The following is a 21,729-nucleotide window of genomic DNA, read 5'->3' on the forward strand; positions in this document are numbered from 1 at the left end:
AAAACATAACTAAATTAGAATCAATATATATTTGTATAAAAACATATAATTAACTTTTTTAATTAAGAATGGCTTTAAAAGCAAAAGACTTTTAACAAAGATTAACACCTAGAATTTAGATTAAAATGGGGAGAATGGTGTTATTTTATAATATTTAGATTTATTATTTATTATAAAATAACACATGAAAAATATAATGCAATCATCAGCAAAAACAAGACTATTGATAAATATCTTTAAAATTCAAAAAACATAGAAAGTATAACATCAATTTAATTACAATTGCTAACAAATTTAAAAACCAAACGGAAACATTTTAGGCTTCTTTTAAGAATATTTTAAACGTTTTACTTATTAAATTTTATTTAAAATAAATAAAACAAACATTGAAAATTAAAAAAATTGAAATACATTTATATTAGAAATCAAAAATATTGAGCTTGCCAAATAAAACTAATGATAATTTTTTTTAAGGATTACGTTTTGAAAAAAAACACAATTTGGAAAATATTAAAACTGTTTCAAATAACTTTACTGGTCTCATGTTCTTTTTATTCTAAATCAAACAACACAGAAGCAACAGGTGAATTGCAACCACCCCCCATTGGAGTTAAAAGCTTTGGCACTGATGAGAAAGCAGAAAATCTTAAAAAGATCGATATCCAAAATTTACAACAAAGCCAGCACCTAAAAGATGAAAAAGAAACGATAATTAAAAAAATTGCACAAGAATTTGATGAGAATGAAAAATTAATTAACAAAATAGGGCCAAATATAGAGATATTTACTCAAAAAATAAACTCAGATATTCCAAAAATCGAACCTATTGATCAATTTGGAATAAACAAAACCACATTCCCAGAAAACAAAGAGACGTATATTGATTTTATGTTAAAAGACAGTCGATTTAGAAAATTATTTTACTCATCTTTAAATTATGATGAAAATAAAATCAAAAAAATAGCAAAAATACTTGCACAAACATCAAGCTCATCTGGATACCATTATAGACTTATTAACTCAATTTTTTGGACAGGATTTAAAATCCAAGAATCATTCGAAAAAACTGTTAAGATTTTAACCAAAGACGAGCAAAGACACCTAATGTTCAACTTTAGAACAAAAACAGTAAAAGAGATTCAAGAAAATTTTGAAAAACTAATACAAGAGAGAAATTCTTGGATAAAAACCATAGATAACATTATTTGGGAATATGACAACAATACGGGGGGAGCCAAAGCTGATGGAAACATTCTAGGAGAAATAATAAGGCTTGGATACGAATATAACTTCAATCCACATGAAAGTATGCAAATTTTATACAATATTGAAACGATGCTAAAAACCTGTTGTGACCACATACACTACTAATTAGTGGTGTATGTATTGGTGTGAATTAAAGGGGGATTAAAAATATTGAAAAACCTTTAAAAAATTAAAAACGTAAAATAGAAATTTAATTTTTTAATATTAAATAATAATATTGTTATTCGGCGGATCTGTAATACGACTATATTATTTTGTATTAAAATCAATAACATTAATTTTAACTTATAAATATGTATAAGGGGATTATTTTGACAAAAACTAAGCTAATTTAATGAATTAAAAAAATAATATAAGCAACAATAGATGTTGCACTTGATATTTTTTTGAAAAAGAGAAGTTAATTCTTCTCTTTTTTTTTAGGCTCACAATCTAAATACAAATAAATCTAAATAAATCTAAACTAAAACACAACAATAAATTTAATCTTTAATTCTTAAATAATAATGTTGTTATTTGACAATTATTGAAATATAGTTATTATTATTATTTTATATTAGAATTAATTAATAATAGTTCTAATTTATAAGGAGAGTATTTTGACAAAAGCTAAACTAAACATAACCAAACTTAATATTATTACAATGATATTAACTTTAATTTGCATCTCATGTGCACCTTTTAACAAAATAGATCCCAAAGCAACTGAAAACACTAAGCTTAAAAAAACCGCTAAGCTAAACAAAGTTGCTAATTTAAAAAACACCACCAATCCGGGGGAAAATATTCAAAATTTTTTTAAAGACGAATCTGAAGACTTTAGCCCTTCTGATCAAAAATTTATGGAAACTATAGACTCAAAATTAAAAGAAATGGGAAAGAAGCTAAAAGATCAAAACAATAAAGAAAGTACACAAATTGATACAATGACTAAAGAAGAATCCAGTCTCTTAGATCCTTATATTGGTGCTAATTCTGCACTAGCTAACGAAGATGAAAAAATACTTTTAAAAAGAATCCTTTATTCATCTTTAGATTATAAAAAAGAAAATATAGAGACATTAAAAGAAATTCTTGAAATACTTATATGTAATATCAAAATCGACTCTAAAATTGCTGCAAACTTCCTTTATCGCACAGCTCTGGGCATTCAACAACAACTAGAAAGTCACTTAAAATTAATAAATGAAAAACTAGACACTCAAAGCAAAGAAGATTCAAAAGAAGATTTAAAAGCATTGCTAGTACAAACAGAATCTAGCTTACAGCTAAAAGAAAGGTTTAAAAAAAACTTAAACGAAACTATTGAAGCTTACAATAAAAATACTAGCAACATTCAAAATGATGTGAAAATACTAGCAGAACATTTTCATCAATATTACAAAGACTTTAATGCTTTAAAAGCTATCTCTTAATAATCGTTAAGAAAAAAAATAATATGTTGCACTTGATATTTTAAAAGAGAAGTTAATTCTTCTCTTTTTTTTTACGCTCACAATCTAAATCTAAATAAATCCAAACTAAAACACAACAATAAATTTAATCTTTAATTATTAAATAATAATGTTGTTATTTTACAATTATTGAAATATAGTTATATTATTATTTTGTACTAGAATTAATTAATAATAATTCTAATTTATAAGGAGAGTATTTTGACAATATCTAAACTAAATTTAATTAAGCTTAATATCATTACAATGATATTAACTTTAATTTGCATCTCGTGCACTGCTAATCCAATTGCCTCCAAAGCAAATGAAAACACTATATCAAAAAACAACACCAATCTAGAAGAAAATACCCAAAATTTTGAAACTACAATCTCAGAATTAAAAACAATGAGCAAGAGTCTGGAAGATCAAAAAAATGAAGAAAGTACACAAATAGCTAAAATTGCTAATGAAGAACTTGATTTCCTAGACACTTTTAAAGTTAGTTCCCGCGAGTGTATTGATAAAAATCAACGAATGCAAACAAAAAGAATGATTTATTCATCTTTAGATTATAAAAAAGAAAATATAGAGACATTAAAAAAAATTCTTGAAACACTTAGAGAAAATCCCGAACACCAAAACACAGCTGTAAGATTGGTTACTCTACCATGGAGCATTCAATTCAAAATAGAAAATCTTCAATTCAAAATAGAAAATCATTTAGCATCAATACAAAATAAAATAAACAATTTAAACCAAGAAAAATCCACATTATTACTAATGGAAGTAAAATATAACCTACAGCTAAAAGAAAGGTTTAAAAAAACCTTAAACGAAACTATTGAAGCTTACAATAACAATACTAACAAGATTAAAAATGATGTGAAAATGCTAGCAGAACACGTGAATAAATATTACGAAAACTCTAATTCTTTAAAACCTATCTCCTAATAATCTTAAGAAAAAAATAATATGTTGCACTTGATATTTTAAAAGAGAAGTTAATTCTTCTCTTTTTTTTTAGGCTCATAATCTAAATCTAAATAAATCTAAATAAATCCAAACAAAATACAACAATAAATTTAATCTTTAATTATTAATTAATAATGTTGTTATTTTACAATTATTGAAATATAGTTATATTATTATTTTGTACTAGAATTAATTAATAATAATTCTAATTTATAAGGAGAGTATTTTGACAATATCTAAACTAAATTTAATTAAGCTTAATACCATTGCAATGATATTAACTTTAATTTGCATCTCATGCACTGCTAATCCAATTGCCTCCAAAGCCAATGAAAACACTATATCAAAAAACAACATTAATACAAAAAAACCCAACAATCTAGAAGAAAATACCCAAAATTTTGAAGATGACCCTAGAAATCCAAAGTCTTCCTATCAAAATTTTGAAACTACAATCTCAGAATTAAAAGCAATGGGCAAGAATCTGGAAAACCAAAAAAATGAAGAAAGTACACAAATAGCTAAAATTGCTAATGAAGTTGATTTCCTAGAAACTTTTAAAGTTGGTCCCTACGACATTATTGTTGAAGATCAACAAATGCAAACAAAAAGAATAATTTATTCATCTTTAGATTACAATAAAGAAAAAATAGAGACATTAAAAGAAATTCTTGAAACACTTAGAGATAATCCCAAACACCAAAACACAGCTTTAAGATTGGTTACTCTACCATGGAGCATTCAATTCAAAATAGAAAATCATTTGGCATCAATACAAAATAGAGTAAACAATTTAAACCAAAAAGAATCCACATTATTACTAATGGAAGCAAAATCTAACCTACAGCTAAAAGAAAGGTTTAAAAAAACCTTAAACGAAACTCTTGAGATTTACAACAATACTAACAAGATTAAAAATGATGTGGAAATGCTAGCAGAACACGTGAATCAATATTACAAAGAATATTATTCTTTAAAACCTATCTCCTAATAATCTTAAGAAAAAAATAATATGTTGCACTTGATATTTTAAAAGAGAAGTTAATTCTTCTCTTTTTTTTTAGGCTCATAATCTAAATCTAAATAAATCTAAACTAAAACACAACGATATTTTTCTATTTTTATAAGAGTTTAAATTTATACTTTAAATAATTTGATATACATTTGTAATATGTAAAATAACAAGATCAAGCAGCAGAAAAATAAAAAAGAGTGAAAGACTTTGATCTTTTTTATTTATATTTATTGATTATTCTATAATTTGAACTAAGTTTTTAATAATTAATAATTAATTTTAAATTTTAATTAATTTTGATTATTAAAATTCATTAAAAAGAAATCGAGGAATTATTTTGAAAATCAAATCATTAATGCCTTTAAAGCTCCTGGGATTGTTTTTGTTTTCTTGCACAATTGATGCTAATCTAAATGAAGATTATAAAAGCAAAGTAAAAGGAATGCTCAATAGAACAACAGATGATCAAGAAACAGCAGATGTTAATACAAAATCAAATACTGCAAAAAATATACCAATAGCTGATACAGTAGCAGCGGAGCTGAAAAAACAAGAACAAGCAGCAGCACAAGCTACAGCAGCCAAAGGATTGCAAAATCAAACAGAAGCAGAACAAACTCTGCAATTACAATCCTTCGGGCTTAAAGTAGATTTATCACATCTGCCAAAACCAACAAATACAAACATAAACCTACCTCAAACAAAGGTAGTGACAACAACAGCCGCAACCGTTGCACCGCCAAAACAAATAAAACCTATTCAAGTGGTTAAAAATGTGCCCAAGAGTACAAGAACTTTTAACAACAAAAATAGCAGTATACCAACATTTGCCTTAAGTTACAGCTTTAGTCAACCAACAAATTCAAGCCTTGCTGTACAAACAACAACATCTTCTGGCAATAGCAGTAAATTACAAACATTAAAAAATGAACTTATTAGAACAGTTTCTGTAGAAAAAAATAAAACACAAAACAACTTTGGATTTAGAGAAACTTATGATCAATTTAAAATGAAAGATTCTGCATTTGAGCTACTAGATGTTATTTCAAGTGCTAAAGTTTTTGACAGAAGTTACGCACCGCAGCTTAACTCCAACACACCAGAAGCAGAAAATGAAAGAAATAAATTCTACGCACTTATGGATTTTGATCAAAACAAAACTGAACAATTTGGATCAATAATGGAAACTCTTTACAATGAGAATCAAAATCATAGCTTAATAAGAGAATTAATAATATCAGGACTTGGAATACAAATTTCTCTTGAGCTTGCACTAGAAGAAATAGATAACAAAATTAAACTCTTTAACCAGGACTACTTAAACACTAAAATTAACAGCTTTGATTTTACCTTTAAGCTAAAAGAGCTTAAATCAAAGCTAAATCAAATTTTATCTAAAAGAGACGAATGGTCAAGACAAGCTGATGGGCTTATTGCTAATGCAAACTCTAATTCAAACTTAAGCGATTCTAAATCTTTAGCAGAGTACATTCAAAACAAGTATCTAGATAACATGCAAAATGCTCGACAGTCTGTTCTTGAAACATACATTAGCATAACAGAGCTCAAATAGTTTATTTAAAAAACTAAAATAAACTATTTTACAACTATTTAATCAAAAGAAGAGATCTGGACTCTTCTTTTTTTTTTATTGTTCTATTTTAAATTTGAACTAAATTTAAATCATTAAGTATTAATTTTAAATAATTAAAATTACTTAAAATTTTTATTAAAGGATTAAATTTTGAATAAAACGAAATTATCAATATTTATAACATTAGGGATAATGACACTTTTCTCTTGCGATCTAAACAATAAAGACAATAAAACCAAAGTAGCAAGCTTTACAGAAACAAAATACGATAAATTAAATCCTCAAAAAGACGAAAAAAAAGAAACAAAAAAACAAGAACCTCAACGATCAACAAAAGAATTAAAAGTTTCAAACAAAGGAGAAGCAGATCTAATTGACAAGCTCTTTGAGATTTTAGCAAGAGAAATGACAATAATAAAAAAAGAAAAACTTCAAACGGAAATACCTAGCCAATTTGGACTAAAAAATAGTATGTTTGAATTACTTAATGTTTACAAAATTGACACCCAAAATGGCACAAGGCTTCAAGAAAAAATGAACTCAGGGCTTGCAGAATCTCAAAAAATGAGAAGACAATTTTATTCATCACTAAGCTACAACACCACTGATATTTTTAATTTAGCAGAGATTGTAAACAAGCTTTACAAAGACCCAAAAGCCCACGATACAATAAAAAAAATATCAGGGGGCATACGAATTCAGCAAGGATTTGAAGTTGCGCTTGAAGACTTGGCAATTAACATGGACAAGCTAAAAGAAAAAGATTTTAATAAAAAAACTTTAGAAAAAATTTATAATTTAATTGTTGATTTAATCTTAATAAAAAAAGAATGGCTTAGCACAATAGAAACATTGATTAAAAGCTCAAATGCTACCTTGGAGCTACAATACAATACAGAAAAGCTAAACGACCACATCGAGCAACTATATAAAGACACTATGATTTCTCTTTGTTTGAAATCCGAGCAAACATTAATTTCTTTAGATACATTATTTAAATTGAATAATAATTAAAAATTATTAAAAAATAAAACCTTTTACCCAAAGAGAGCTTGCGCTCTCTTTTTTTTTGAATTCTTATTGCACAATAACAATTTTGAATTAAAGTTATTAATTGGGTAATTAAAATTATTAATTAATAATTAATTACTTAAAATTTTTATTGAAGGGTAACATTTTGAAAAAAAATAAATTAATTGCAATATTTTTATTGCATATATTAACTGTGCTAATTTTGCTTTCTTGCTCTCTAGAGGTCAAAGACAGTAATGAAAATAAAAAGCATAAAAAAGAAAAATCAAATATCACAAAAAACGAAAATAATTCATTGAAAAATAAAAAGGTGTCTAAAAACGGCAAATCAAAAATAGACAATCTGCTTATTGCCATTAATACTTTAAAAAATCCGCCAAAAATCGCAGCAAACAATAAAAAAAACCCAAATTCAGCAGCCTTAAAGCAAAAAAACAGTCCCAATGCTAATAATACTGCTCCAAAGCAAACAGTAGATCCAGAAGCCACAGAGCTAATACAAAAAATATTAGATAGATCTGAGAATATTATTCAAATAAGCGAAATTGATTCTTACAAGGGCGAGCCTGATGACCAATTTGGAATGAAAGCAGAAATATTTAGCAAAATATTTTTCAATGCAACCTCAACAGCGCATTTTGACGAAAATGAATTTGTAAGTGAAAGAAGAATGTTTTACACATCTTTAAACTTCAACGAAGGAAAAATTGTAGATCTTGGAAAAATTTTATCAAAACTCTCTCAAGACTCAAACTACAGAAACTTGGTTAAAGAAACCATTATAAACAGAGGTTTTGGCATTCAATTAGCAATGGAAGAAATAAGTGCAAAAATACTAGATGTAAAAGACAAACTACAACAACTAAACAAAACTAATTTGAAAGCACTCTACTACGATTTTGAGAAACTTACAACACTTAAAGAAAAATGGCTAAAAGACACAGATGACCTTATTAATGAGTACAATACTAACCATGCCTTACAAACTGACATTTCAAAATTAAATGCCACCTTAAGATTAAAAAATTCAAGAGCTCAATTTGCAGACATTCACGATATAATTTTGAATTTAATAAACACAACTACCAACATTCTTGCCCCAATTCAGTAATATTGGTTTTGCATTCAAAAAGGGATAGGGGTTTTAAAGCCCTCTCTCCCCTTTTTATATTTAATTTTAATATATTATTTTAATTTTTCTAAATAACAATAATAAATAATAAATAAAAATGCTTAACTTTTATTGAAGATTAAAATCCAAAAACTTTTTTAATAAAATTTATTAAAAAAGTTTTTTAAAATAGTTACTAGTATTGTATTTAACTTATTTAAATTAATTTAAAAGCAAATATTGTTACTTTTTCATTGGCTTTGTCATCGGTTTCATGCTTTTGTCTGGCATTGACTTCATCATATTTTTGTCTGACATTGGAGCTGTAACTTTTGAATCTTCATCGCTAGTATTTTCCATCTCATCTGAAATTCTTGTAGTTTCGCAAGCAACAAATAATATTGCGCTTAAAAATATAGCGTACATTAATTTTATCATTGTTTATTCTCCTTCTTTAGAACTTATATTATATTAAAATATAATCTTGAAATAATCAATATTAATTGGTTTTTTATTCTAAATAAAAAAAGTATTAAATAATTCACAAACTATTGATAAAATCCGTATAAAATGATATCTTATATAAATAAATTTGGACTGAGGAATAATTAAATATTTATATGTATACAACTTTAAATATTTAAAAAATAATTTAAATAAATTTAATATTACAAGAGATAAATATGAATGCAGTTAAAAACAATCTAATTTACAAAAGCGAACATATAAAACCTTTAAACCCTATTCTTTGTGCACAGTTTTACATTAGAAATTACGCTGTAGATTCAAACGCAACAATTGAAATAAAATCAGAAGCTCAATATTTAGAACATTACGATAAAATTACACTAACAAAAGGCAAGCTAAAATCAATTAGTATATTAGCCCACAAAGACAGTTTGGATAAAAAAGGTTTAAAAAACCTGCTTCAATTAAAAAATCACAAAGATTTTAATTATTTTTATGAAAATAACTTCATAAGATGTTGTTTAAATTTCGAAGATAAACACAAAAGAGAAATAAATTTAATGCCCTTGTTTCATTATCACAGTTTATTAAGCATCAACAAGGCAATTCTAAACAAAGATAAATATGGCGATTTACAATTTGGAAGCTCATTTTACGTATCAACCAATCACAGCTGGAAATATCTAAGCTTTGCCAAATTTCAAAAAAGCCTAAATAAAGTTAAACTTATCTATTCCCCTTATTCTAATAAAAATTATTACATTAAAGTAAGCCAAAACATTTACAATACACTAAAAATATTAACTAATGCTTCAAATCTAAAAGAATTCATTAAATAATTTTATTTATTAAAATCAAATTAAACACTTCCCACACATGTTTCAAAGAGGCTCTCAGATGGAGTCCTCTTTGTAAATTTTAAAAACAAGTAAAATTCATATTTTAAAATGTGAGCTATACTTTAAAGTAGCTATATACTCAAAATCAAAGCGTAGCTTATTCAAGCAAGAAATAATACTGCTTTTAAACTACCTCCAAAGAAGTTCTTTTTTGCATTAGAGAACTTCTTTTTGCAAAAATCAATTTTTTATATTTTTAATATTTTTAATCAAATAAGCTTTAAAACAACTTATTAATTATTAATATTAATATATAATAAACAAGTCAAAAAGGCTAAGGAGAAATAAATGAGTAAAAGAGTAATTTTAATACTACTAGAAATTTTAATCTTGTCTTGTGATTTATTTATAAATAAAGAACAAACTCCTGAAAAACAGGAAAAACACAAAGAACAAAAACCTGCAATAAAAATAATCCCTGCGGTATCAATTCAAACAGTAGAAATAAGACAATCAAATCAAGTCCCAATAAGTACTCAAAAATACTACAAACAAGCTTATCCAATTCAAACATTCACTCTTGATTTTAGCATCAAAAGAGAAAAAGAATTCCAACAAGCAGAAGATAAAATCTTATCTGCTAAGGGGAAAGTGGTATCTTTGAGCATCTTAATAAATAAACCATTGTTGGACTTTAAAAATCCAAAAAACTCAAAAAACTCAACTTTAAAAAATCTCAAAGATATTGAAAATATTGAGAATTTTTTCCAAAATCAAGATTTATTATTTGTCTTAAACCTTAAAAATGAAAATGATGACAACATTATTAACATTATGCTCAATCCCCCAAACGATACCAAAAAACCCAAAAATTATGTTTTACAGGACCTTAAAGAAACGATTAAAAAGGGGTTAAGTGAGAAATACTTAAATCCTATCTATAGATTTCAAATAAAAAATAAAAAAGATTACCATTCAATAGATTACAACAAAGTGACTATTAGTGAAAAAATAATAGAATTAGACCTGCTACCACACAATCAAGTCTTTCAAATGAATAAAAATTTCACTCAAATTTTAGATGTGATAACAGACATAAATAATCTAAAATCAGTAATTCAAAAAGAATATATCTAAAAATTAAATTAGACTTTAAAAATAAATTACATTTATTTGATTAATATAATTTAATGATATATAATTATGTTTGAATTGCTTAGGTTAAAGGAATGATTAAATGGTTAAAAAAATAATATTTATTTCATTTTCAGTATTTATTATGTCTTGCAGCGCAATTGGACGTGGAATTTTAATAGATTCAATTCTTCGAAATGTGCATAAAGAATTAGAACAAGAAAAAAAAGATGAAAATGAAAAAAAACAAAATTCACAATCAAAGCCCGCAATAGAAGAAAATACTGAAAACAATCCTGAAGAAGATGATGATCAAAATGAAGAGATTGAGTAGGGTAATCAGATCATTTTACTTTGGAAACATTTTATTAGCTAATAGTTAAAATCTCAAGTCTACATTTAAATATATTAATATATTCAAAGGAACATCGAATTACACCCGATGTTCTCCTTTATTAGTAATCTGAAAAATTCAAAGTATGCTATACACTTAGTACAAAGCAAATCTTTTGTATAAAAATAAAATAAAGAAGAATGGTGCTGATAATTTTAGAAAAATTTATAAAATAAAAACCAGCACCACCACTTCAACACCAAATTACAAACGGACCAAAGGCGACAATTACAAATTATTAAAATTTTAATTCCTGCAAAACAGGAAGAATAAACATTTAAAAATAATAACACAAAATCTATGATACCCCCTTAAATCCCCTTAACAGGGGATTTTATATTTAAAATAAAATCAAAATCCAAAAAATGTGGTATAATGTTTCTCAATATTCTTGTTTTAAAGGAGCGTAAGGCTTTGAAAAGCAAGCTTAGAAAAGCTATAAAAATTTTAACATTTGCACCATTGCTACTAGTTATTAGCTGTAATGCAAACATGGATACAAATGATAAAAACAAAGCCTTAAACGAATATAAATTACAAAATATCTCAGAAGTCATTAAGAACAGCTTGCAGCTTGAATCAGACACTAAGTTTAAAAAAGAACTTGAATCAAAAATAAATCAAAGTACACCTCCTATTTTAGAAATTGAAAAAATTGAACCCGGGAAACAAGAGATTGCCCTACAATCTGAATTTGACAGCGAAGGCCCAATACCCCTAGAAGTACTAGAAGAAGCAAATATGGCAAAATCAGAAGAAGAAATTGCAAAAATACAAGAACAATTATTGTTAATCGGGGCTTCTGATGAAATTACAGGTCAAGAATTAGGCGAAAATATCCAAAAATCTTTACACCCAACTACAATAGAATTTAAAATTTCAACAAGCGACAATGAGGTAATACTTACCCCAATTGAAGAAGAAAAAATTAATAATGATAAAGACAAAATTTTTGATCAAAAAGAAGAAAATGACACTTTAAAAAATGACGCCTTTAACAAAAGCAAAATAAACCCTACACAAAATCAACAAAATCAATTCCAAAAACACAGCATTCACTTAAGAAACAATGACAACTTCATAACAAAAGAATACGCAAATCAAGTTAGAGACTCTCTAGATAAAGCACTAAATGCAATAAAAAATCTAGAAACATCTAAAGAATTTAAAGAGCTTGAAAATTTACCAAAGGATCTGGAAAGCTCTCTAAACAAATCAAAAAACTCAATTGAAAGCAACATTGACAACATTAATACCAAGAATATAGAAACAACAAAAAATAGATTGCTCGAGGAGTTAAAAAACAGTGAGCTTGTTTTTGAAGATACTAAAGATCCCCTAGGAACAAGCACAATAAAAAGAGTAATGGACGCTGCTAAGAAATGGGGAGAAAAAGAAAACACAAGTCAAATAGACTGGAACTTAGGCTTTAAGTTTCATCCAAACCCAAAACTTTACAATAAATTAATAGCTCAAGAATATAAAATTCTAGCCGAAAAATTTACTAAAGTAAAAAATGAATACAAAAACACAAAAGAACAACTAAAAGCTGAGTCTAAATTAACAACCAATAGCATCAGCAAAATAATTGACGCAACAAAAGAGTTTGCAAACCAAGTGAGAAACTTAATCTTATTAGTAGAAAACAATCATCAATAGACCTTTGATAGCAAAGTTATATTAAGAAAAGAAAAAGCAAAAATAAAAAAACTACTTCAAGAAATCGGGCCTGTTTTTCCGGTTGTGGTTGTTGGCGCACCACTACTATTCACATAAGTTAAAGTACCAGAACTGTGCGTATGATTTTCAAACTTAGTTCCATTAATCTTTAAATTGCCTTTAATTTCAATATTGTCTACATCAATAATCAATTTTTTTGCTTTAAATTTTATATTCTCGCTTTGTGAATCAAACTCTTGCACGCTCAATTTAAACTGATCAAGCTTAATACCAATTTTCTTGGGATTAAGAACACTTAGAATGTAAAAATAATTTTTATCAAAATGATTATTATCGTTTTCTTGGAAAATATTAAAATTACTTTGAAGTAAAACCACCTCATCTTCTGCTGCTAAATCAAGATTAAAGTTAGATATACTGCAAGTACTAATCTCTAACCCTTCGTATTCTTTAATGGCAACAACACCCGTTTGAGTTTTAAAGTCAAAGCTTTTAATAACACCTATTCTGCAAATAAAAACATTCTCAAAAAGAAACTGCTTTAACAAACCAGCAGAAGAGGCCTTTAGGCTGCCTGGCTCAAAGCTAAAATTATTATTTTGCACAATAGATTCCTTTTTTATTCTCTGAGTAAAGCTCTAGATTTAAAACACACTCTCTGGTACTGCTTAATCTGGCGCTGGTGGTTTTAACCTTGCAGTTTAAGGTATTTCCATGTCTATCTTTAAAGCTTAGATTATCTGCAATCTTAATATTGTGAGTAAACATCACTTGCGCTTGATATAAGCTTAACCCAGACTTAAAGCTTAAAGCATCTTTTTGGGGTACAAAAAAAAGCCCATAATCTTCAAGTCTTTTGTACTCACTAGAAACAAATTGTCCAAAATTCATAAAAATAAACTTTGAATCAACATCTTGCCCGGGATCTCCAATCTCAACAATGACAAAGTCAACGTATCCTTGTCGCCTTAGGTATTCTATTAATCCTTTTGGCGAGTTGCAAGCAAAGCTCTCTTTGATCACTTTTGTTTTTTCAAGTTCATTCATACAAAAGATTGCCTTGTCCTTAAACACATAGTTTATTGCATCAGCAATAGTGCTGCCTTTGAAATTTTTATACTCAAATTTTCTCTCTAAAAATGTCGCTCTGGACAAAAGATACAATTCACACTCAAAACTAAAATTCTCAAGCCCACCAATTCTCTCAACAGGCGCTCCCAAATACCCAGCCATAATAAACTCGTAATCTTGCTGATCTGAAAACTTCTTATAATAAATTTTTACAATATCTGCCGTCTTAAAATTAGAAAAATCTAAAGGTACATTAAAAATTTGAAGTTTGGCCTTTTTACTAATTATTAAATTATTCTCAGAATATGTATTTTGAATAAAAATATTCAAATCAGGCACACCATTTTGAGTAATAATAACAACTTTAGGCCTTGAGCCTGCAAGTTTGCCGTCAATGCTATTTTTAGAATCAATTGTATTGTAAAACTCAACTTTAAAATCGTACTGAAATATTAACATCTTTTTTAAATAAAACTCCTTTTTAAATTAACAAACTATTAATTGAATTAAAAATTAATTATAAATCACCATTACAGTAAACCATTAAAAGTTACATTATGCTCAATGTTTAAAATATTCTCAGATCCTATTTTATTAATTGCATTTTGAAGGCAGTAAGAATAAAGATTAAACCTTAAAAATCTTTTAAAGTAAATCAAAAAAATATTCAAATTAAAAATCAAATTAAAAAATTTAACTAAACTGACCTTCAAGAGAATCAAAAAACTCATCTTCGCTTTGATCTTCCTTAAACACATCATATTCATTCTCACTCTCATCTTGATATTCATTCTCACTCTCATCTTGATATTCATTCTCACTCTCATCTTGATATTCACTCTCGCTCTCATCTTGGTATTCACTCTCGCTCTCATCTTGGAAGCTGCTTTCTAGTTCGTCTAAGTCTTGGTCTGGATCGGCCAAAAACTCACCTTCTGCACGGTTAAGATCATGCTTGCTTAAGATTCGTCTTTTGTTACATTTTTTTTCACCTTGTGGTCTTTTGGAAGGTTTAAAGCTTGAAGCCTTTGAACCAACAAATCTTTTAGTTTTACCCTTTAAAGACTTTAAGTTGCTCTGATTATCAATTCTTTTTTTAATATTTTCAAGAGATTTTACATTTTTAAGCCTACTACTAGATTGAAAATAGTTTTCTAAAAAAAAAGCTTTTTTAATAATTCTCTCTGCAATAAGCTTTGTATATTCTGGATTTTCAATAAGGCTTTTATTTTTGTAATTTCTTGTTAAATATTTATATTTTTTAAAAATCTTAAGCAATGGTAATTCCACCTCTTTTTTAAATCTGCTTAAAGTAAGTCTTTTTTTTATTATTTTCTGCAAATTATTACAATAAGCATTTAGCGCATTAAGCTTGGTTAGTATTTCTTGCCTTTTAATGCTACCGGCTTTATCTTGAGATTTAATTAAAATTCCATTGTCGATGTCATGCATTAATACATATGCCAAATCTATGTCTCTTTTGAAATTCCACTTTTTAAAATCAAATGGTCTTGCCTCGCTTGCATATGTTGTTGAAACAATAAATAAAAAAAATATTAAAATAAACTTAAATTGTCTCATTAATATTCTCCTAATATTTAGATGTTTTTAATTAATATTTTAACCTTTATAAGTTAAAATATTAAACGTTTTGCAAATTTTTACTTGCAAACTAATTTCCACCTCCTCTAGATAGACTGTGTCCTTAAGCTTTAATGAACTAATACTTACTGCCTCGTGAAATCCTACTGAAGGGCTGTACATACTGTAGTAAACCCCTAGGTTAAACCTTTGCCTGAATTGCATTTTTATAAAATTACTATTAAATTCTAAAACACTGTTCATAAAAGGGGTTTCTCTTAAAGCTCTTAGCAAAGTTTGGTCATAAATAGAGGACAAAATTCCTTTATTAATTGTTATAATCTCAGGCCTTGGAGTAATGTTAAAGTTCACATATTCACTTTTTGTATTGGTAAAATCAATTACCGCACGGTCTGAGCTTATACTTGAGAGATTTTCTTCTATTAAATCGTGCTTTACAAAAATAAAAAACAGTTGGGGAATGTACCCAAGACCTTTAAAATCAAGCCTTGGAAAAAGTAAAACAAAATTAGAAATGCTTGCCAAACTTGAGATTTGATTTACAATATCTTTTATTAAATTACTGGCTTGCTCTTTAATCACTTGAAACCTCTTTTGCACTTAAGGCATTCTAGAATCATCATCAATTCCTCTTGAATTAAATTCACTAACACTATTTAGTAAACTTGTAATGTTCTCAACCAAAGGCAAACTTTCAAAAGCTTGCGCCAAAATAATGCCAAGATTTGAAAAAGTACTTTTTAAAGGGTCTAGCACACTACTAGTAAAATCGTAATTTTTAGCCCACTCTAAAAGTTCTAAAGTTTTTTCTAAGAGCAACTCTAATCCAGGCTCAAAAGCAGCACTTATTATTTTACTATTTAAAACCTCAGGCTCACTTGGACTTTTTAAAGAAATTGTTGGCATTTTCAAACTTAAAACTTTTTCTAAACCATTCTCACCCTTTAGGAAATCACTTACCAGACTAATGGCTTTTGAATCATTTTTAGCATGCCCTTTGTTTTTTAATTTTTGTGCAAGCTCAACCATAAAAGAGAAATCATTTGAATTTGAATTTGAATTTTGTGAATTTTGAAGAATATAAAGTTTTCTTAAAAAATCATTTCTCTCAAGCTCTGTTTCAAAAGATCTTTCTCTTTTTAGTATTTTATTTACACTTTCTTTTTGACTATCTTTGTAAAGAAAATTTTCAAGACTTAGCTTAGTCTTTTTGTCTTTTAAATTTTTAAATTCTCTTAAAGAAGAATTTAAATCATTAAACCCATTTTTTATATCAAAAAAATCAACAGGATTTGGATCTTTTAAAAACCCTCTAAAAGTCATCAAATTTTCCCCAATGATCTGACTACTGTTTTTGTTTTTAAAACCCTCCAGATTTTGTAAATCCTTAAAAGGAATCTTGTTAAAATTGGAATTTAATCTAAAGTCTTTTGGCACATTAGTTTGATTTTTACCAAAATTATTAATAAAATTTTGCTTAAAAATGTTTTTAATATTTTCAGTCTTAAAATATAAATCCTGGCTAGCACCAAGATCCAATTTATCTACCTTTGGCTTTAAATATGGACTTGGACTGCTTTTATTCTCATTTAAGAATCCAGCAGTCAAATCACTTTTGTCTTTTAAATCAAAATCAAAAACACTAAAATCTTTTAAAACACTCTTAGGAGTGTTTTCCCGAGAATCATCAAAGCTTAGAAAATCCTTAAAAGAATTACTTTTGCCAAAAACATTCAAAGATTTAAAACTTGATGATTTTTGAAGATTGTCACTTTTGGGTCTATTAAGCCCCTTAAGTCTTGAAAGACTTAAAGATAAAAAATCCTTACTACTTTTTCCACTCAAACCATAAAAACCCATTTGACTGAAAAAATTTTCCCTTTTTAGGCTTAAAAACTCTTTTTTTAAATTACTCTTAGTAGCATTCTTATCAAGAACACCTTCTAATGTAATTGTGAATTTATTCTCATTATTGTTTTCTTCGTACATAAAAACCTTTAAAACAAACTTTAACACATACTACTAAAACAAAAACCACTCGTATATTTCCTTGTTAAGCTTTAGGCTGGCTACTCGGTTAACCTCTACAAGCTCTTTGTAGCTCATTTTTTTAACGTCTTTATATGTACAAATGCCCATTACAATAGGGAAATAATACTTATTAGCTTCTCTTGTTAAATAGTCTATATATTTAAAATAATTGGTCGCAATCTCTTGCTTATTCATTGACACCTTCTTGAATTAAAGACTCAAAACCGGTTTCTAAAGAATCTTTTTGATCTAAACCTGCAAAATTGCTTGTAATTAAAAAATCATAACTCCAGCGATCATCAATGTAGTCATACTTAATGTAATCTCCGTTTTTATCTTGAAAGCTTTCAATGTAAACTAAACTGGGCTTTTTAAACCCTTCTATTGTTTCAAAAAGTGAATACTGTACTGAAAAAAGAATTGTAGGAAGAGCATACTTGTAAAGCTCTGAATATCTTCTCTCTTGGTTTAAGATTTCGTAAAATTCATCTAAAAACCCTCTTGAAATCATTAGTTTGGTTATCTCTTTTAATGTTCGCAGATCATTAAGTTTGCTAATAAGTTCGTCTCTTTCAATATCAAATCCTAAAACACTGTCCCACTCATACATGGGAATATCTTTTAAAACGTATGTGTGTATTTTGGCCTTGGTTAATATTTTTAACTTGTATCTCATTTTAAATTCTTATCCTTTAATTAAAACATTTTTAAAACATTTTTATTGTTCAATCAAATTGCTTTTAACTTGCTTTCTCAACATCACAATTGATTGCATGAATTGTAAACTTAACAGTATCATTATCAGCTGAATACTTTCTAGTTGGAATTTCTGCAAAAAAAGCACTATTTGAAATAATTTTAAGTCCCATCTGATCATTAAACACTAATCTTTTTAATTTTTTAGATTTTGGTACATTCTCGTAAAATTGTTCGTTGCTTAGCTTTGTTAAGAGTTTGTAATCAAGAGATCCTTTACTTACTTCTAAATCAAAAATATGAACAACGGTTCTTGGATCTCGAAAGCTTGGAATTGGAAAATTTCTGTCTTCTGTGCTTGCCTTAGCCATTACATTGGGCTCTGTACTGTACTCAAGAGTGCCTGTATCTATTAAATTGTCATTAAAGCTAAAAAATATTAAATCAAGTGAATAATATTCTCTCATTATGATGCTCTCCTTAAATATTCGCTTATCTCTTGTGCTGTTATTACTAAATTAACACTATTAAAGCTGTCATTGTACTTAAGTGCAACTTCTAAGCTTAAGCTTAAGCCTTTAGAAGAATTAACTTTAAGTTTAATCTGTTTATAAGAGATAATAAGACCTTTTTGTTTAAGTTCATGGAAAAAACATTCAAGCCCTGCTGTGTATTCGTTTGGCAAATTGCCGTCCAAATTTAAAGCGCCAAGCTTGCTGTTGGCTCTATTGTTTTTATTCCAAACCCTAATAAGCTCTTTTGTTGCTTCATTTTTAATGTAAAAAAGCGTAAAAGCCTCATCAATAGGATCACCCGAAAGACTAACTCCTTCTTTGAAAGCTAAAATGCCGTCATTGCTGGTTTCATTTAAAAGAGAGTAAAAATTAATATTGGATTTTCTAAGAGAATCAATTAGAAAGTCATCGTAAATAGGAGAAGAGTTTAAAATCATACCATAAGGATTAACCGCGTGAAAAATGCTTGCTTGATGTAAATAAACTGCTGCAAACTTAAGGTGCAAATCTTGACTGCCTCCGCCACCGTAAACAGCAATAACATTTTTAAGCTCACTTTTGTCTTTGCCTTTTAAAAAATTTGGTAAGTTGCCATCTTTAGTGGAAATTATAATAAAATTGCAAACTTTTCTAATCTCTTCAAAATCACTACTAATAGTATCTTCTGCTTGATTTACAAAAACTACAAACGGATGTAAATTGGATTTTAAAAAATCTTTAATCTCTTTAATCTGATTGTAAACATAAAAATCAACAGACCTAAGTCCGTCTTGCCCAAAAAAATCTTGCATTGATTTTTTTAAAACGCTTATTTGCTCTTCTGCTATTTTTTTCTTAGAAGAATCAGACTCCTGGGTCTTTTGCATCTCAAGTTTTTCAAGCAGATCCTGTAAATTTGTAACACTTAATGCCAAGTGCTTGCTTGCCAAAACATTGCTTTTGTAAATTAAAAGCGGATTGTAATAATTAATATTATTGAAATCTAATCTGTTTTGCACCAAACTAATGCTTATTGTATCTTTTGGCATTTATCCTCCTTTTTAAATTTCTTTATTTAATTTTTATTTTATTTTTTTTAAATTTTTATTTTATTTCTTTTTATTTCTTTTTATTTCCTTTTATTTTCTCAAAAAATTTACCTCTCTTGTTTTAAAACCTGTATATTTGCAACAAAAATCTGATTAAAACTAAAACACATATTGGCATGCATATTAGAAACGCCAAGTAATCCATCATTATTTAAATTGCTAATCGAGCACAGATAATAAGTTAAAAACAAAGAAGAACCATCCTCAAGCTCTTTTGTAAACTCAAACCTAAATCTATTCTCGTGTAAAAATTCTAAAAAGTGCTCATACACTTTGCAAATGTTCTCATAAGCATCTCTGTAAGCTTTAAACAAAACAAAACTTAAAAAATAAAGCGAAAACCTTAATCTAAACTCATTAAACTCTTTAAAAGAATTTCTACCCCCTAGATTTCTAGGAGTAAGCCCTTCGAAAGACTCACTTTTTAATACAAGTAAATTACTAGTATTTGTAGCAAACTTTTCCAAATATGGGTGGTTATAGGTATTTAAGATTTCTAATTCTATTTCTTTAATATCTAAATATTTTTTAAAATTTGTAAGTATTTTTATTAAAAACTGTACAGATTCATTTAGTCCTACAATCATGATTATCCTTTTCTTTTGCCTTTAAAAGACTTGGGGTTTTAATGCCATTAATAAAGCTTTTAAATTCTTTGGATTTTTTAGCCTCTTTGGCCTCTTTAGCTTTAAAAGCTTTTTTTAAGCTTGGATTTATTTGCAAGCTAAGTGAATAATTTTTATAAAAAATCTTAAACTGATCTTTTATTTCAACAAGCCCTTTTTGAATAGATTTTCTAAAAGCTGTTTTTATTCCTTTGTTTGAAAAAACATTAGAATAAAATTCTTTGTAAGCAGCTTTTGCTAGTTTAAAATCAAGCTCTCTTTTAAGTTCTTCAGATTTGATATTAATGCTATTTTCTGCATTAAAAGTACTGTCTTTAAATTTAATTCTTACACTCAACAAGAGCTCCTTAAAACCAGAGTATTGTAATTTAGGCCTTCTTTGTAGCTCTTTTGCACCCCTAAGATAGAATAAACATCATCAAAAACCTTAACCAAATCTCCGTACTCAAATTCCAAATTCTCAAGAGTATAAACCTTGGCGTAACTATTTTTGTCAAAAATATTTACACCTTCAATCTCAACTACTTCTTCTGGATTTATTAATAATAACATCCCTTTAAAAACAACAGTATCAGAACTTTTAAATCTAGTTTCATAAGATGCATTTATTGGATCTTTGATTGTTCTAAACTTACAGAAAAAAAGTTCTTGTGAATATATACTTATAATATTACTTAAACTTGTATTAATCATCTCTAAAGATTTCATTTAACTACTCCTATTAGAGCGCCCTTTGCTCTTAAATCTTTTATTAAACTATCCAAACATTTACAAAAATCCCCCCCACAGCTGCTAGAATCAACATTTGTGGGGAAATATTCTAATGATATCTCTTTGAATTTTTCGGACTTGATGTTATTTAAATTAAAACCTTTTAATCTGTTTCGTTTTTTTAGCTCGCAACCAATAAAATAATAAATTAAAACAAACATTGTAGAATCATTTAAATTTTTAATTCTTATTCTCTTAAAAATTAAAATATTCTCAAGTAAATTTAAATATAAAGAAAATTCTTTAATGCTTAGATCTTTAAAATCAAGCATTAAAAGACTAAGTATTTGCTCATACACTGTTTGCAATGACTCTGGATTTTCACTCTCTAGAGTTTTAAAATTTGCATTTAAGACCTGATTGGTATCTACTTTGTTGTCATTCATTT

The 21,729-nt window shown here is 27.3% G+C and carries 25 protein-coding genes; 11 read left to right on the forward strand and 14 right to left on the reverse strand.

Features of this window, described 5'->3' with window-relative positions; genetic code table 11:
• The first annotated feature begins 483 nt into the window (after nt 1-483).
• From HNP67_RS04535 to HNP67_RS04505, 7 genes are all read left to right on the forward strand, one after another.
• Nucleotides 484-1,371, forward strand: coding sequence for a complement regulator-acquiring protein (locus HNP67_RS04535; protein WP_184125382.1), 888 nt, complete (start codon nt 484-486; stop codon nt 1,369-1,371).
• A 494-nt stretch (nt 1,372-1,865) separates the two neighbouring features.
• Complete coding sequence (locus tag HNP67_RS04530; RefSeq protein WP_184125380.1) at nt 1,866-2,681, forward strand: complement regulator-acquiring protein; 816 nt, start codon at nt 1,866-1,868, stop codon at nt 2,679-2,681.
• Nucleotides 2,682-2,921: 240 nt separating this feature from the next.
• Nucleotides 2,922-3,653, forward strand: a complete 732-nt coding sequence (locus HNP67_RS04525; protein WP_184125378.1) for a complement regulator-acquiring protein — start codon at nt 2,922-2,924, stop codon at nt 3,651-3,653.
• 247 nt (nt 3,654-3,900) lie between these two features.
• Nucleotides 3,901-4,665: a complement regulator-acquiring protein gene (locus tag HNP67_RS04520; protein ID WP_184125376.1), complete on the forward strand. Its 765-nt coding sequence runs from the start codon at nt 3,901-3,903 to the stop codon at nt 4,663-4,665.
• A gap of 361 nt (nt 4,666-5,026) precedes the next feature.
• Nucleotides 5,027-6,262: a complement regulator-acquiring protein gene (locus tag HNP67_RS04515; protein ID WP_184125374.1), complete on the forward strand. Its 1,236-nt coding sequence runs from the start codon at nt 5,027-5,029 to the stop codon at nt 6,260-6,262.
• 171 nt (nt 6,263-6,433) lie between these two features.
• Nucleotides 6,434-7,297 (forward strand): complement regulator-acquiring protein, encoded by an 864-nt coding sequence (locus HNP67_RS04510; protein ID WP_184125372.1) that lies wholly within the window; start codon nt 6,434-6,436, stop codon nt 7,295-7,297.
• A gap of 163 nt (nt 7,298-7,460) precedes the next feature.
• The gene (locus HNP67_RS04505; protein WP_184125370.1) at nt 7,461-8,426 is read left to right on the forward strand and encodes a complement regulator-acquiring protein; all 966 of its coding nucleotides are present in this window, start codon (nt 7,461-7,463) and stop codon (nt 8,424-8,426) included.
• Nucleotides 8,427-8,669: 243 nt separating this feature from the next.
• Here the strand turns inward: HNP67_RS04505 and HNP67_RS04500 are convergent, their stop codons facing one another.
• Entirely contained in the window at nt 8,670-8,864 is a 195-nt protein-coding gene (locus HNP67_RS04500; protein ID WP_184125368.1) for an Lp6.6 family lipoprotein, read from the reverse strand.
• A gap of 245 nt (nt 8,865-9,109) precedes the next feature.
• Between HNP67_RS04500 and HNP67_RS04495 the strand changes: the two genes are divergently transcribed.
• The 4 genes from HNP67_RS04495 (at nt 9,110) to HNP67_RS04480 (ending at nt 12,920) form a co-directional block, all read left to right on the forward strand.
• On the forward strand, nt 9,110-9,733 hold the full coding sequence (locus HNP67_RS04495) for a hypothetical protein (RefSeq protein WP_184125366.1): 624 nt from the start codon (nt 9,110-9,112) through the stop codon (nt 9,731-9,733).
• 348 nt (nt 9,734-10,081) lie between these two features.
• The gene (locus tag HNP67_RS04490) at nt 10,082-10,870 is read left to right on the forward strand and encodes a hypothetical protein (RefSeq protein ID WP_184125364.1); all 789 of its coding nucleotides are present in this window, start codon (nt 10,082-10,084) and stop codon (nt 10,868-10,870) included.
• A 100-nt stretch (nt 10,871-10,970) separates the two neighbouring features.
• The gene (locus HNP67_RS04485; protein ID WP_184125362.1) at nt 10,971-11,201 is read left to right on the forward strand and encodes a hypothetical protein; all 231 of its coding nucleotides are present in this window, start codon (nt 10,971-10,973) and stop codon (nt 11,199-11,201) included.
• Between the two features lie 474 nt (nt 11,202-11,675).
• The gene (locus HNP67_RS04480) at nt 11,676-12,920 is read left to right on the forward strand and encodes a hypothetical protein (protein ID WP_184125394.1); all 1,245 of its coding nucleotides are present in this window, start codon (nt 11,676-11,678) and stop codon (nt 12,918-12,920) included.
• 56 nt (nt 12,921-12,976) lie between these two features.
• Here the strand turns inward: HNP67_RS04480 and HNP67_RS04475 are convergent, their stop codons facing one another.
• The 13 genes from HNP67_RS04475 to HNP67_RS04415 all read right to left on the reverse strand — a co-directional run bounded on the left by HNP67_RS04475 (nt 12,977) and on the right by HNP67_RS04415 (nt 21,727).
• Complete coding sequence (locus HNP67_RS04475; protein ID WP_184125360.1) at nt 12,977-13,546, reverse strand: DUF777 family protein; 570 nt, start codon at nt 13,544-13,546, stop codon at nt 12,977-12,979.
• Nucleotides 13,536-14,471 carry a DUF693 family protein gene (locus tag HNP67_RS04470; RefSeq protein WP_184125358.1) on the reverse strand — a complete coding sequence of 312 codons (936 nt, stop codon included), beginning with the start codon at nt 14,469-14,471 and terminating at the stop codon, nt 13,536-13,538. Before HNP67_RS04470 ends, HNP67_RS04475 begins: the two co-directional genes overlap by 11 nt.
• 234 nt (nt 14,472-14,705) lie before the next feature.
• Complete coding sequence (locus tag HNP67_RS04465) at nt 14,706-15,593, reverse strand: hypothetical protein (RefSeq protein ID WP_184125356.1); 888 nt, start codon at nt 15,591-15,593, stop codon at nt 14,706-14,708.
• A 39-nt stretch (nt 15,594-15,632) separates the two neighbouring features.
• A complete protein-coding gene (locus tag HNP67_RS04460; protein WP_336509675.1) occupies nt 15,633-16,214 on the reverse strand; it encodes a DUF792 family protein in 582 nt (193 codons plus the stop codon).
• Nucleotides 16,215-17,630 (reverse strand): hypothetical protein, encoded by a 1,416-nt coding sequence (locus tag HNP67_RS04455; RefSeq protein WP_301366274.1) that lies wholly within the window; start codon nt 17,628-17,630, stop codon nt 16,215-16,217.
• Between the two features lie 6 nt (nt 17,631-17,636).
• Nucleotides 17,637-17,840, reverse strand: a complete 204-nt coding sequence (locus HNP67_RS04450) for a DUF1322 family protein (RefSeq protein ID WP_184125354.1) — start codon at nt 17,838-17,840, stop codon at nt 17,637-17,639.
• Nucleotides 17,833-18,321: a DUF1473 family protein gene (locus HNP67_RS04445; RefSeq protein ID WP_184125352.1), complete on the reverse strand. Its 489-nt coding sequence runs from the start codon at nt 18,319-18,321 to the stop codon at nt 17,833-17,835. The genes HNP67_RS04450 and HNP67_RS04445 overlap by 8 nt, the downstream gene beginning before the upstream one ends.
• Nucleotides 18,322-18,385: 64 nt before the next feature.
• Nucleotides 18,386-18,808 carry a DUF1463 domain-containing protein gene (locus tag HNP67_RS04440; protein WP_010257097.1) on the reverse strand — a complete coding sequence of 141 codons (423 nt, stop codon included), beginning with the start codon at nt 18,806-18,808 and terminating at the stop codon, nt 18,386-18,388.
• Nucleotides 18,808-19,884, reverse strand: coding sequence for a DUF787 family protein (locus HNP67_RS04435; RefSeq protein ID WP_184125350.1), 1,077 nt, complete (start codon nt 19,882-19,884; stop codon nt 18,808-18,810). Before HNP67_RS04435 ends, HNP67_RS04440 begins: the two co-directional genes overlap by 1 nt.
• Nucleotides 19,885-19,991: 107 nt before the next feature.
• Nucleotides 19,992-20,531, reverse strand: a complete 540-nt coding sequence (locus HNP67_RS04430) for a DUF764 family protein (RefSeq protein WP_184125348.1) — start codon at nt 20,529-20,531, stop codon at nt 19,992-19,994.
• Nucleotides 20,512-20,907, reverse strand: coding sequence for a hypothetical protein (locus HNP67_RS04425; RefSeq protein WP_184125346.1), 396 nt, complete (start codon nt 20,905-20,907; stop codon nt 20,512-20,514). Before HNP67_RS04425 ends, HNP67_RS04430 begins: the two co-directional genes overlap by 20 nt.
• Complete coding sequence (locus tag HNP67_RS04420) at nt 20,904-21,278, reverse strand: DUF1506 family protein (protein WP_184125345.1); 375 nt, start codon at nt 21,276-21,278, stop codon at nt 20,904-20,906. The genes HNP67_RS04425 and HNP67_RS04420 overlap by 4 nt, the downstream gene beginning before the upstream one ends.
• Nucleotides 21,275-21,727 (reverse strand): DUF3890 domain-containing protein, encoded by a 453-nt coding sequence (locus HNP67_RS04415; RefSeq protein ID WP_184125344.1) that lies wholly within the window; start codon nt 21,725-21,727, stop codon nt 21,275-21,277. The genes HNP67_RS04420 and HNP67_RS04415 overlap by 4 nt, the downstream gene beginning before the upstream one ends.
• Between the last annotated feature and the right edge of the window lie 2 nt (nt 21,728-21,729).

Source organism: Borreliella californiensis, from assembly GCF_014205885.1.
GTDB lineage: Bacteria > Spirochaetota > Spirochaetia > Borreliales > Borreliaceae > Borreliella > Borreliella californiensis.